At 40.8% G+C, this 13,323-nt stretch carries 13 protein-coding genes and 1 pseudogene; 12 read left to right on the top strand and 2 right to left on the bottom strand.

Annotation, left to right across the window (positions count from 1 at the left end; genetic code table 11):
* Positions 1-214: 214 nt before the first annotated feature.
* The gene (locus AAV96_RS10660) at positions 215-1,420 is read right to left on the bottom strand and encodes an aromatic amino acid transaminase (protein WP_005218911.1); all 1,206 of its coding nucleotides are present in this window, start codon (positions 1,418-1,420) and stop codon (positions 215-217) included.
* A gap of 443 nt (positions 1,421-1,863) precedes the next feature.
* Between AAV96_RS10660 and AAV96_RS10655 the strand changes: the two genes are divergently transcribed.
* From AAV96_RS10655 to AAV96_RS10620, 10 genes and pseudogenes are all read left to right on the top strand, one after another.
* Entirely contained in the window at positions 1,864-2,574 is a 711-nt protein-coding gene (locus tag AAV96_RS10655) for a GntR family transcriptional regulator (RefSeq protein WP_004665303.1), read from the top strand.
* Positions 2,567-3,448 carry a methylisocitrate lyase gene (gene prpB / locus AAV96_RS10650; RefSeq protein ID WP_004665301.1) on the top strand — a complete coding sequence of 294 codons (882 nt, stop codon included), beginning with the start codon at positions 2,567-2,569 and terminating at the stop codon, positions 3,446-3,448. Before AAV96_RS10655 ends, prpB begins: the two co-directional genes overlap by 8 nt.
* A 173-nt stretch (positions 3,449-3,621) precedes the next feature.
* Positions 3,622-4,779, top strand: a complete 1,158-nt coding sequence (gene prpC, locus AAV96_RS10645; protein ID WP_046739287.1) for a 2-methylcitrate synthase — start codon at positions 3,622-3,624, stop codon at positions 4,777-4,779.
* Complete coding sequence (gene acnD, locus AAV96_RS10640; RefSeq protein WP_046739286.1) at positions 4,779-7,397, top strand: Fe/S-dependent 2-methylisocitrate dehydratase AcnD; 2,619 nt, start codon at positions 4,779-4,781, stop codon at positions 7,395-7,397. Before prpC ends, acnD begins: the two co-directional genes overlap by 1 nt.
* 77 nt (positions 7,398-7,474) lie before the next feature.
* Positions 7,475-8,011, top strand: a complete 537-nt coding sequence (locus tag AAV96_RS10635; RefSeq protein WP_227505846.1) for a hypothetical protein — start codon at positions 7,475-7,477, stop codon at positions 8,009-8,011.
* 27 nt (positions 8,012-8,038) lie between these two features.
* Positions 8,039-8,140: pseudogene (locus tag AAV96_RS18575) on the top strand (hypothetical protein); the annotation flags it as partial.
* 115 nt (positions 8,141-8,255) lie between these two features.
* A complete protein-coding gene (locus AAV96_RS10630) occupies positions 8,256-8,975 on the top strand; it encodes a hypothetical protein (protein ID WP_046739284.1) in 720 nt (239 codons plus the stop codon).
* Positions 8,976-9,281: 306 nt separating this feature from the next.
* Positions 9,282-9,425 (top strand): zinc ribbon-containing protein, encoded by a 144-nt coding sequence (locus AAV96_RS17990; RefSeq protein WP_004637424.1) that lies wholly within the window; start codon positions 9,282-9,284, stop codon positions 9,423-9,425.
* 125 nt (positions 9,426-9,550) lie between these two features.
* Complete coding sequence (locus AAV96_RS10625) at positions 9,551-10,135, top strand: DUF4126 domain-containing protein (RefSeq protein ID WP_046739283.1); 585 nt, start codon at positions 9,551-9,553, stop codon at positions 10,133-10,135.
* Between the two features lies 1 nt (position 10,136).
* A complete protein-coding gene (locus AAV96_RS10620; RefSeq protein ID WP_046739282.1) occupies positions 10,137-10,790 on the top strand; it encodes a hypothetical protein in 654 nt (217 codons plus the stop codon).
* A gap of 88 nt (positions 10,791-10,878) precedes the next feature.
* Here the strand turns inward: AAV96_RS10620 and AAV96_RS10615 are convergent, their stop codons facing one another.
* Positions 10,879-11,238, bottom strand: coding sequence for a DUF962 domain-containing protein (locus AAV96_RS10615; protein WP_046739281.1), 360 nt, complete (start codon positions 11,236-11,238; stop codon positions 10,879-10,881).
* Between the two features lie 68 nt (positions 11,239-11,306).
* Here AAV96_RS10615 and AAV96_RS10610 point away from each other — a divergent pair, with 68 nt between their 5' ends.
* Both AAV96_RS10610 and AAV96_RS10605 read left to right on the top strand, forming a co-directional pair.
* Positions 11,307-12,107: a helix-turn-helix transcriptional regulator gene (locus tag AAV96_RS10610; RefSeq protein ID WP_046739280.1), complete on the top strand. Its 801-nt coding sequence runs from the start codon at positions 11,307-11,309 to the stop codon at positions 12,105-12,107.
* Positions 12,108-12,227: 120 nt separating this feature from the next.
* Positions 12,228-13,115, top strand: a complete 888-nt coding sequence (locus tag AAV96_RS10605) for a DMT family transporter (protein WP_046739279.1) — start codon at positions 12,228-12,230, stop codon at positions 13,113-13,115.
* Positions 13,116-13,323: the final 208 nt, after the last annotated feature.

Below are 13,323 nucleotides of genomic sequence, written 5' to 3'. Positions count from 1 at the left end.
GTTAATGTTTTGCAGTATACAAAGAGATAGAGGAGTTGAACATTCATAGATACACATTTAATGAGGAAGAGATTTCTCTATGCTTGGGTTTAATGGTCAATTTTTAAGTTAGATCGCTTCGATTTTATAAAAAATAAAAAAAGGTTGTTTCACGTGAAACAACCTTTTTTGATCCATAAAGCCTCCCTTTTAAAAGGGGAGATTTAGCGGGATTTTAAGCTGATTTTGCTAGAACTTCAGCCATTGCTGTGGCAACTTTATAAATATTATTCATATTTAAACCAGCAACACAGATACGACCACTACGTACAAGGTAAATTGCATATTCTTCACGTAAGGTGTCGACTTGCTCGCCTGTCAAACCTGTGTAGCTGAACATACCTTTTTGGTTTACAAGGTAGCTAAAGTCACGGTCAGGAAGTGCTTTAGTCAGTTCATCTTTTAAGATGCTACGCATTTTGATAATACGCTCACGCATCTCTTTGACTTCGCCTTGCCATTGTTGATTCAGATCAGCGTCATTTAAGACTTGATCAACCAACCATGCACCAGTTGTTGGTGGGCTAGAGTAGATACGACGTACCGTTGCTTTTAACTGACCGAATGTGCATTTTGCTGCTTCAGCATCATCACACACGAAAGTTAAACCACCAACACGTTCACCATAAAGTGAGAAGATTTTAGAGAACGAGTTGCTGACGATGAAGTTTAAACCAGCTTGGTCTAAAGCACGAATCGCATAAGCATCTTGTTCCATGCTATCGCCAAAGCCTTGGTAAGCGATGTCAAGGAATGGAATCAAGTTACGCTCTTTTAATACCGCAATCACTTGATCCCACTGTGCTGGATTTAGATCCGCACCTGTCGGGTTGTGGCAGCAAGGGTGTAACAACACAATGCTTTGCTCTGGCAAAGTTTTTAATGTCGATAACATGCCATCAAAATCAACGCCACGTGTTTCAGCATCGAAATATGGATAGTAGTTGCTCTTGATACCAGCACCGTTGAAGATCGCAACATGGTTATCCCACGTTGGTTGGCTCACCCAAACTTCTGAATTTGGGAAATAAGTTTTTAAGAAATCTGCACCGACTTTTAATGCACCTGAACCACCCAATGTTTGAATCGTTGCAACACGACCTTGTTGAATAGCAGGGCTGTTTGCGCCAAACAATAGCGCTTGAATTGCGTCACGATAAGGCTTAAAGCCTTCCATTGGAAGATAAAGTTTGGTTTTATCATTTTTAGGTGCAATACGTTTTTGCGCTTCGATAATGGTATCAAGCTGAGGAACGATACTGTCTTCGTTATAGTACAAACCAATACTTAGATTAACCTTTTCAGCGCGTGGATCAGCATTAAACTGTTCCATTAAAGAGAGAATTGGGTCGCCTGCATAAGGTGGGATATGTTGAAACATTAACAATGTCCTTTTATTCAACAAGGTGCATGGATGTGTCTTGCGGAGCATGACTCCAGATGCCCAATAATGTACCAATAAAGCGCCTATGAAGCACGCTGTTATTTACATTTCTGGTGCAGTATTTACTTACAAAAATTCGTATAAAATCGATCGATTATAAGGATTGTCTACAATCAAGCTGTCATACCATGGTCGTAGCATACGTAATATAAATACTGGGGAAAATGCCTTGAATCAATTGAAATAAAGTACTTAAATTTTAGTAAGAATATGTTTTATATATAATTATTTTATATTTTTAGTACCTTTTTCAGAACATTCTATTGTGAGTCAAGCGAATAGTATTGACTGGATCAGTCTATTTTATTGTCGACAATCCTATTGCATTTTTTCTTCTATCTCGTTATAAAATCATCAAAACTGTAGAGATTGTCGACAATATGCAAGATACCCTTGTTCCTCAAGCCATCAGCACAAGTCAGAGTATTACCCTGACGGAACATGTATTTAAGCAAATTCAATCAGCAATCGTATTAGGACAAATTCCTGCGGGCAGCAAAATTTCAGAGCCCGAGTTGGCACGTATTTACGGGATTAGTCGTGGTCCATTGCGTGAGGCGATTCATCGTCTTGAAGGGCAGAGATTGGTTGAGCGTACGGCACATGTTGGTGCGCGAGTTGTTTCTCTTTCTCTACAACAGTTTCAAGAACTCTATCAGATTCGCGCTTCGCTTGAGGGTTTAGCCTGTAAATTAGCAGCTCAGCATATTGATAAGAAACAAATTTTAGCATTGCGTGATGTGTTGCGGATGCATGCTGAAGATGAAAATTTTAAAGCAGGTAAGGGCTATTATCTGCAAGAGGGTCAAGATGATTTCCATTACTGCATTATTAAAAGCAGTGGTAATAAAACCCTCGAAAAAATGTTATGTGATGAGCTGTATCACCTCATCCGTATGTATCGAATTCAATTTTCAAATACCCCAGATCGACCAAGCAAAGCTTGGGATGAACATATCCGCATTTTAGATGCGATTGCAGAGGGTGATGGTGAACTTGCTGAAATGCTAATGCACCGTCACATCAATGCATCCTACAAAATTGTTGAGCAAACATTGCTGCAAACCCAAGGAGAACATCAACATGGCTAAATCTGCTGGTCAGCTATTCCGCGACGCGGTCGCAAATGAAAAACCATTACAAGTGGTTGGTGCGATTAACGCCAACCATGCATTGTTAGCAAAACGTGCTGGCTATAAAGCTATTTATTTGTCAGGTGGTGGTGTTGCGGCAGGTTCGTTAGGTTTACCTGACTTGGGAATTAGCAACCTTGATGATGTATTGACCGATGTACGCCGTATTACGGATGTCTGTGATCTACCATTATTGGTTGACGTGGATACAGGTTTTGGTGCTTCAGCGTTTAATATTGCACGTACTACTAAATCAATGATTAAGTTTGGCGCAGCAGCAATGCACATCGAAGACCAAGTTGGTGCTAAACGTTGTGGACACCGTCCTAACAAAGCGATTGTTACGCAACAAGAAATGGTTGATCGTATTAAAGCTGCGGTTGATGCACGTACTGATGAAAACTTTGTGATCATGGCACGTACCGATGCTTTAGCGGTAGAAGGCCTACAAGCAGCGATTGATCGTGCAGGTGCTTACATTGAAGCAGGTGCGGATATGTTATTCCCTGAAGCGATCACTGAATTGGCAATGTACAAGCAGTTTGCTGATCTGACCAAAGTTCCAGTATTAGCGAACATTACTGAATTTGGTTCTACACCATTGTTTACGACTGAAGAATTGGCTTCTGCGGATGTGAGCATTGCGTTATATCCACTTTCAGCATTCCGCGCGATGAACAAAGCAGCGGAAAATGTGTATGAGACTCTGCGTAAAGAAGGCACACAGAAGAACGTTGTTGACACCATGCAAACTCGTCAAGAATTGTATGAGCGCATTAACTACCATGCGTTTGAACAGTATCTTGATGGAACTTTTGCGAAGAATAAATAAGTTTAAAAATCTCCCCCGCTTGCGAAACCATGTTCCTCATCTTTAAAAAAGAGGGGAATCTTCTAAATCTTGGATGATTTAGGAAGGGTGGAAAGCCCCTCTTTAGAAAGAGGGATTTAAGGAGATTAAGAACTTTGTAAGTTTTAACCTAAGAATATAAAAAGGACAATCTTATGAGCAGTAATGAAACACCAGTCGGCTTCAAGCCAAAAAAATCAGTTGCATTAAGTGGTCAAGTTGCAGGCAATACTGCGCTTTGTACCGTAGGTCGTAGTGGTAATGACCTGCACTACCGTGGTTATGACATTCTTGACCTTGCAGTCGGTAGCGAATTTGAAGAAGTTGCTCACTTATTGGTACATGGCAAACTGCCAAACAAAGCTGAGTTGAAAGCCTATAAAGCAAAACTTAAAGCACTTCGAGGCTTACCAGCAGCATTGAAAACTGCACTTGAGCAGTTACCGCCATCTGCACACCCAATGGATGTAATGCGTACAGGTGTGTCAGTTTTAGGTTGTTTAACGCCTGAACATGAAGACCACAATGAAGCAGGTGCAAAAGACATCGCTGACAAATTGATGGCAAGCTTGGGTTCAATGTTGTTGTATTGGTACCACTTCAGCAATAACGGTCGTCGTATCGAAGTTGAAACGAATGACGATTCAATTGCTGCGCATTTCCTCCATTTACTTCATGGCGAAGCGCCATCTGAAGAATGGATTCAAGCCATGCATACGTCTTTGATTTTGTATGCTGAGCATGAATTCAACGCATCTACATTTACGTCACGTGTTGTTGCAGGTACAGGTTCAGACATGTACTCAGCAATTACTGGTGGTATTGGTGCGCTGCGTGGTCCAAAACATGGTGGTGCAAACGAAGTTGCATTCGTGATTCAACAACGTTATGACAACGCTGACGAAGCAGAAGCAGACATCCGTAGCCGTGTTGAGAAAAAAGAAGTGATCATCGGCTTTGGTCACCCTGTTTATACCATCTCTGATCCACGTAACGAAGTGATCAAAAAAGTTGCGTATGACCTTGCTGAAGCGCAAGAGAACAACAAGATGTACCTCATCGCTGAACGCTTAGAAGCAGTGATGAAAGAAGTGAAGAACATGTTCCCGAACCTCGATTGGTTCAGCGCGGTGAGCTATCACTTGATGGGTGTTCCAACAGCAATGTTCACTCCATTATTCGTAATCGCTCGTACAGCAGGTTGGTCAGCACACGTGATTGAACAGCGTCAAGATGGCAAGATCATTCGTCCAAGCGCGAACTACACTGGCCCTGAAAACCTAGAATTCAAACCATTGGCGGAGCGTGGTTAATGTCAAATCAATACCGTAAACCGCTGGCAGATACCCAGCTCGAATACTATGACGTGCGTCAAGCCGTTGAAGACATTCAGCCAGGCGCATATGAAACTTTGCCATACACCTCGAAAGTGTTGGCAGAACAGCTTGTGCGTAAAGCCGATGCAGAAAATTTAACTGATTATTTAACGCAATTGATCGAACGCCGTCAGGACTTGGATTTTCCTTGGTATCCTGCGCGCGTGGTCTGTCATGACATCTTAGGTCAAACGGCACTCGTTGACCTTGCGGGCTTGCGTGATGCGATTGCTGAAAAAGGTGGTGATCCATCTAAAGTCAATCCAGTGGTGCCAACTCAGTTGATCGTTGATCACTCTTTGGCGGTGGAATTTGGTGGCTTTGATCCTGACGCGTTTGAGAAAAACCGCGCGATTGAAGATCGTCGTAACGAAGACCGTTTCCACTTTATTGAGTGGACGAAGACCGCATTTAAAAATGTCGATGTGATCCCTGCGGGCAACGGCATCATGCATCAAATCAACTTGGAGAAAATGTCTCCAGTGATTCAAAACCGTGATGGCTTAGCATTCCCTGATACCTGTGTTGGTACAGATTCACACACACCACATACCGATGCGCTTGGCGTAATTTCGATTGGCGTGGGTGGCTTGGAAGCTGAAAATGTCATGCTTGGTCGTGCATCGTGGATGCGCCTACCTGACATTATTGGTGTTGAGTTTGTTGGTCAGCGTCAAGCAGGTATTACCGCAACGGATATCGTATTGGCATTAACTGAGTTCTTGCGTAAAGAGCGTGTTGTTGGTGCCTATTTAGAGTTCTTCGGTGAAGGTGCTGACAGCATGTCTGTAGGCGACCGTGCAACCATCTCGAACATGACACCTGAATACGGCGCAACTGCTGCGATGTTCTACATCGACCAGAACACCATCGACTATTTACGCTTAACAGGTCGTGAAGATGCGCAAGTGGCATTGGTTGAGCAATATGCCAAAGAAATCGGTCTTTGGGCATCTGATATGACCAAAGCGCAGTACCCACGTGTACTTCGTTTCGATCTTTCAACAGTGACTCGTAACATTGCAGGGCCATCAAACCCACATGCACGTGTTTCTACTGCTGATTTGAAAGCGAAAGGCATCGCAGGCAATTTGGATGCAGCGAAAGCACAAGAAGCCGAAGGTTTAATTCCTGATGGTGCAGTAATTATTGCTGCGATTACCTCTTGTACCAATACTTCTAACCCACGTAATACCGTTGCCGCAGGTTTATTGGCACGTAAAGCCAATGAACTTGGTTTAGTGCGTAAACCTTGGGTGAAATCTTCATTTGCACCAGGTTCTAAGGCAGCTGCGCTGTATCTTGAAGAAGCGGGTGTATTGGGTGATCTTGAGAAACTTGGCTTTGGTATCGTGGCTTATGCATGTACCACCTGTAATGGGATGTCAGGCGCACTTGATCCAGTGATTCAACAAGAAATCATTGATCGTGACCTATATGCAACTGCGGTACTTTCGGGGAACCGTAACTTCGATGGTCGTATCCATCCATACGCAAAACAAGCGTTTTTGGCATCGCCTCCACTGGTAGTGGCGTATGCGATTGCAGGTACGATTCGTTTTGACATCGAAACCGATTCTCTTGGAAATGACAAAGACGGTAATCCAATTTACCTGAAAGACATTTGGCCATCGGATGCTGAAATTGATGCTTTAGTGAAAGAATCAGTGAAGCCTGAGCAGTTCCGTAAAATCTACATTCCAATGTTTGATTTGGGTGTCAATGAAGAAGCGGCAAGCCCATTGTATGACTGGCGTCCAATGAGTACTTATATTCGTCGTCCGCCGTACTGGGAAGGCGCGTTGGCTGCACCACGTACTTTAAGCAACATGCGTCCACTTGCAATCTTGGGCGATAACATCACCACCGATCACTTGTCCCCATCGAATGCGATTGTGTTAGACAGTGCTTCAGGTGAATATTTGGCGAAAATGGGCGTGCCTGAGGAAGACTTTAACTCATACGCAACCCATCGTGGCGACCATCTCACTACGCAACGTGCAACATTTGCGAATCCAAAACTGTTTAATGAAATGGTGGTTCGTTCAGATGGCACCATTAAGCAAGGTTCAAAAGCGCGTGTCGAGCCAGAAGGCGAAGTGATGCGTATGTGGGAAGCGATTGAAACTTACATGAACCGTAAGCAACCGTTGATCATCATTGCAGGTGCGGATTATGGTCAAGGTTCAAGCCGTGACTGGGCAGCGAAAGGTGTTCGTCTTGCAGGTGTTGAAGCGATTGTTGCTGAAGGTTTTGAGCGTATTCACCGTACTAACTTAGTCGGTATGGGTGTTTTACCGCTTGAGTTTAAAGCAGGTGTGAACCGTAAAACCTTAAAGTTAGATGGTACTGAGCTGTATAGCGTTATTGGTAATATTGCACCTCGTTCGACTTTAACTTTAGTGATTGAACGTGCCACAGCGGATGGCAAAGAAGAAATTCTTGAAGTGCCTGTGACTTGCCGTTTAGATACAGAAGAAGAAGTCTCTGTTTATGAAGCAGGTGGTGTACTTCAGCGTTTTGCACAAGACTTTTTAGAAGGTCAGGTGGCTTAAGGCTTTCATCTAAAGTAATTGATTTTGTTGTAAAAAGACCCTATCTTGATGATGGGGTTTTTTACAGTTAGATGAAAATGAAAATACTGAAAGATGATTTAAATTTCTTAAAAGAGCTTGCTAACGAGTTTTTTCAGCAAACAGAGATAGTGAATAAACTTAACCAATTTATAAAAAATCAAATAAAAGGATGGGAGATTTGGCTTCAAGTTGAGTTTGCAATATTTTTATTTAACCATCCTAATGTCTCTGAAATTGAAAGAGAAAAAAGATATGAGTTAGATAGAAGAATATCAAAGGACAAAAATATTTGTTCTATAGACTTTCTAATACGCCAAAAATTCAAGCAAAGTGCAATACCATTGGAAATTAAGCAGCATGAAAATGCTTCTAATTGCATTCGCTACATGCTGAAAGATATTGAAAAATATGAAAAAGTCAAAGGTTCTAGTGCTACTACAGGACGCTCACTTTGGTGTTTAGGTGTGCATCCTACTGTGGAAGAAGATTACTTAAAAAGATTGATTGATGATAATAAATTTAGAGAGATTCATCCAGATTATGTGTTTTCTAAAAATATTGAAGGGACGAGTTTTAGCTTTACTTTAATCTAGCCTTAAATTACTTAGATAAAATTTTCAGTAACATACTACCTAGATACCGAAGAAGAAGTTTCTGTGTATGATGCGAGTGGGGTATTACAGCGTTTTGCACAGGACTTTTTAGAAGGTCAAGTAGCTTAATACTTTAGCTAAAAGTAATTGATATTGTTTGAAAAATACCCTGCTTTAAAGTGGGGTTTTTATGGGATCTAATAAGCTTAGAAAGTATAAATAATGGATATATTCAGGTAGTGACATGATAGAAAAAGATAGTAACTTAAATGCAAATTTTTTAGATCATAGAGTTGCGACTTATAAAGCTGTGGTAGGTTTAGTGCCTGGATTTGGTTCTATCCTTTCAGAAGTTGTAGGAGCTATTATTCCTGACCAGCGAATGGATAGATTAGTACAATATATAAAATTATTGGACGAAAAAGTTCAAAAAATTGATAGTAATTTATTAGAAAATGCTAAACAAAACGAATTGATTGTGGATCTAATTGAAGAGGGATTTATTCAAGCATCAAGATCACTTTCTAACGAAAGAAGAGAATATATTGCAAACTTAGTAGCAAATGGTATATCAGATGCAGCAAAAAATTATGCAGATAGTAAGTATGTTTTAAGATTACTAGGTGAGCTTAATGATCAAGAAGTAATTTGGTTACGTTTCTTTTTAGAGCCAACAATTGATGGCGATGAAGAATTTCGACGGAAGCATGAAAACGTTATTGAGCCAGTTAGAACATATATTGGTGTCGATGACAATATTTTAGAGAAAAGGGATATTCAGGAAAACTATAAATCACATTTAGAAAGACTTGGGCTGATTAAAGTGAAATATCGAATTGATAGAAAAACAGGATTGCCTCAATTTGATCAACAGGGCTTGCCGCAGATTTCCTATAGATTTATTACTCCCCTCGGAAAGCTGATGTTAAAAAGAATTGGTCTTGTAGATTCTGAAAATATATAAGTTATTACATAAAAAAAGAACATTACGTCGGGCTTTTCGTATTTAGTTGCTAGATATGACTCCTGTTGTATCTCATGATTGAGATTCTTGAATCTATTCTTGAGGTTTGGTGCTCTGAACAATCTATTCCTATTATGGAAAAGTAGAGAATCTCCACTCCTCAAAATTTTTATAATTGTCTAATCAAATTATCTAAATCCCATTCTTCACCTTTCCGCCACCACCATTCGTCAGAAAGGTCAATAAATAATCAAAACTATCACGCTATAGTATATGAACCATTTCTAAAATCTATGGAGAACAAAGATGGTTACTGCTGGCGAAAAACCTGGAACTGGTTTCTATTTTTGTGTTCAATGCGGACACCGCACCTATTTAGAAATTGGTACTGATCGTTTACCTCCGTGTACCAAATGCCTTGGCAATCAATTCAACAGTAAGAATGCCTAAGCCGCAAACACCAAACAGTTACCCACTGTTTTGATGAAAGCCCTGTCACTCGATAGGGCTTTTTTGTTACTTTAAAATATGAAATAACAAGATAGCTATATCCAACAAAAATAAGGAAAACCCAGATGGAAACAATTTTAGGACTTTGTATCGGCGTAGGATTAAGCGCTGCCTGTGGTTTTCGTGTCTTTGTTCCTTTATTGGTGATGAGCATTGCAACTTTGTTGGGTTGGTATGAACCTGCCAAAGGCTTTGAATGGTTAGCCATTCCATCTGTATGCGCTGCACTTGGATTTGCAACCATCTGTGAAATCGCAGCTTACTATGTGCCGTGGGTCGATAACCTGTTAGATACTATTGCCACACCTGCCGCTGTGGTTGCTGGCACACTCAGTACGATGGCTGTCAGTAGTGGGGAAATGTCACAGTTTGCGACGTGGGCAGCCGCGCTGATCGTGGGGGGCGGAACAGCAGGCGTGGTGCAAATGAGTACGGTAGCTGCACGTGGCGTTTCAACGGCAACCACTGGTGGACTGGGTAATTTTGTGGTGGCAACGGGTGAATTGATTGGCTCAATTGTCTTGTCGATCTTGGCATTTGTGATGCCTGTGGTGATGACGATATTTGTGATTATTCTCGTGATTGTGGTTGCACGTTGGGTACAGAAAAACTCAGATCAATCCGTCAGCTTACTAATCATAAAGGTATGATATGGAATTAGATATTTTAAAAAACATAATTCAAAATTCATTTAATCAAGCTGTTGAATATTGTAATGCCTTTGAATTGGAAAATATTGAGTCTGAACAACGCTTCCGTCATGCCAATCGCAGCCGAATATGGATTGAAATCTTTGCGAAAGCATTACTGAAAGCCTCACAACAAACAGAAATTTCAGCAGAAAATTTCCAAGCGTTTTATCGTAAAAATCGAAAAGATGATCATCAAGAAGATAACAACGCTCAAATGTTTGGTTTAACTGAATTTTTATTTGACATCGTTATTGCGGAAATGACCGAGTTTGATACCGCAAGTAAGAAAAGACATCCCCACTCAAAATATGCAAAGCTTCAGGCAATTCGTAAAGCAGTATGGATTATTGAAAGCGAATTTAAACGGAAAGATTCAAGAGCCTTGTTGCTTGATATGAATAAGTTAGTGTTAGGGCGGGCTGAACATAAGTTATTTATTATGAGTCAGGATGAAAGCGACACCCAAGATTGGGCGATCGAAACATTGAATACGCTTTCAAAAGAAGATGATGCAAAGATTTTTCTAGCGCGGATACCGCATCCTTGTGATTGGGGTCAACCACATAAAAATATTGAGGTCTTTGAGATTCCTTATGTCCAGAAGAAAATCTAATTCAGTAGATTATATAGATACAAACCATCGTATGAATTAGATTTACTTGAATTCAATACAGTTTATAAGCTGTGCTCAAGCTTCAAGATCACCACTTCACACGTTTTAATAGGATGTCTTTATACATAATAAAATCGCAGGCGAGGCTAAAGAATGGCTGCTTAAAGGTCGCAGGTTTATTGTGCTCATAAAAAAAATGACCGACCCACGCAAAGCCATATCCGACTATAGGTAAAGCCCAAAGTAATTTGGCATTTCCAGTTGCAACAGATGCAGCAGCGATACCAATCACGCAGCTTGTTCCCACGAAATGCAGACGACGACAAGTCGCATTTTCATGTTGCGAAAGATAAAAAGGATAAAATTCAGCAAGGGTTTTATAACGAACTTCACTGGCTTCCATCTGCACGGTATTGTTTTTCATCAGTTCTTGAGTATTGTGAGACATACGACTATTCCTTTCGTTTAAAGTCGTCTTCATTTTGAACACTTCAACCGAAATGGTCTTGAACGAATATGCTATCTCCACACACCGAATTAGACTCGCCCACACCGCATAAAAGCTTGGTCTATGCGTGGGATGGCGTGATTGTGTATGTGACTCAAGATCATTTGAATAAAGCACACGCGCATTTTCCAGCATTATTACAAATTGGTTTGGGAACTACTTTCGCATTAGCTGTTGAAGATCAACCTGCTAGCGATCATGAAGTTGTAGTGATGGCACCTAATGTTAGCCACAGTACAGATTCACAGAATCAACCTTATATTGCAATTCTGATCGATCCTGATCATGTGCTTTACGCTTATCTGCACCCTTTATTGAATGGACAAGCATTTTGTTCTTTGTCTGCCGCTCGACTTAAATCTTTTCAAAAACAGTTTCAGCAATTGATGACTGCTCAACTCAGTTTAGAACAAGTAAAGCAATTGCTGATGGATGTGTTATTGGCACTTAATCCTCAGCCATTAAAGGCTTTACCGTGGGATCAACGGATTCAACTCGCATGTGAATACATCAAACGGTGTGTGCCTCATCAAATTCCAACCATCGCAGATGTTGCGCTACAGGTAGGACTATCGGAGTCACGTTTGATGCATCTGTTTAGTCAGCAACTCGGACTATCTATGCGGCAATATATCTTGTGGTTGCGTATCTGCTATGCCATCAAGTTGTGGATGCAGGGCAAAACTTTGATTGAGATTGCGGTTGAATCAGGCTTTTCTGATCAAGCGCATTTCACCCGAACTTTACGCCGTATGGTGGATTTTGCCCCATCGATGCTGAAAGCCAATACCGTGTTTATAAGTGCTTAATGATTTAAGTGTAAAGCACTTTTTCACGTTGAAAAGAATCTATTTTTTCCGAAGCAATGCTCGAAAAATCACAATGAAGCGAGTAAATTACACACACATTTTGATAGTGCGTTGGCGTTTATGGCATTTACTTGGATTCTATTCACGATCATGGCTGCATTTATGCAGGCGTGGCGCAACGCATTTCAAAAACAGCTCAGTACCACAGTCGATGCGTATGGTACGACATTGGCTCGATTTATCTTTTCTCCGATTTTTGCGTTTAGTTACTTAGCATTCCTTTATCTGCATCAACCTGTCACTGCTCAAGTCCATTTTTCCAATACATTCTGGCTTTACGTGGTGATTGCAGGAATCAGCCAAATTTTTGCGACAGCTTTGATGGTGAAACTATTTCAACAAAAGAATTATGCGATTGGTATCGGGTTGGCTAAAAGTGAAGCGATTTTGGCAGCCTTGATTGCAGTGGTTTTTCTACAGGAACGGTTGACCACGTGGGGCTGGGTTGGTGTATTGATTGGGGCAATCGCAGTTTTTTTATTGAGTAAAGGTCGACATAGTACGCAACTTTCCTTTAATACTTTAATCATTGGTTTAGGCAGTGGTTTATGTTTTGCCATTACTTCACTTCTGGTACGTGAAGCTAGTTTAGAGCTGAGCATGTTGCCATTTTTGCATCGTGCAGGATGGGTGTTGTGCAGTTTGATTAGTTTTCAGTGCATTGCATTATTGCTGTATTTGGGAATCTTTAGTCGAAGTACGTTATATAAAATGTGGCAACGTCTTGGTCTGACCTTTCGTGTGAGTGTTTGCAGTTTTTTAGCATCTGTGGGGTGGTTCAGTGCCATGAGTATGCAAACTGTGGCGATTGTGAAAACACTGGGTCAGGTCGAGATTTTATTCAGTTTATTGATCTCTGCATTTTTCTTTAAGGAAAAATTGGCGAGAACTGATCATTTGGGTTTGTGGTTGGTGATCGTGGCAGCGATTATGGTGATTTGGGCTTAAATTTTATAAGCTCATGAAAAAATACACATGTAAATTTGAATATATCGGAATTTAAATCAGTTATTTTTTATTGAAATGGAAAATAATTCTGATTGTGACATGAGATATGCGAAATTATTTCATTAGTGGCGAAAAATACCAGTTTTTAGGAAAACAATCCCGCACTGATCTGCCTAAACTATGTCTCAAGGGTGTGAAAGGGATCGAA

It is taken from the genome of Acinetobacter sp. AG1, from assembly GCF_001005525.1.
Classification (GTDB): domain Bacteria; phylum Pseudomonadota; class Gammaproteobacteria; order Pseudomonadales; family Moraxellaceae; genus Acinetobacter; species Acinetobacter modestus.
This window is presented reverse-complemented; position numbering and strand designations above follow the sequence as displayed.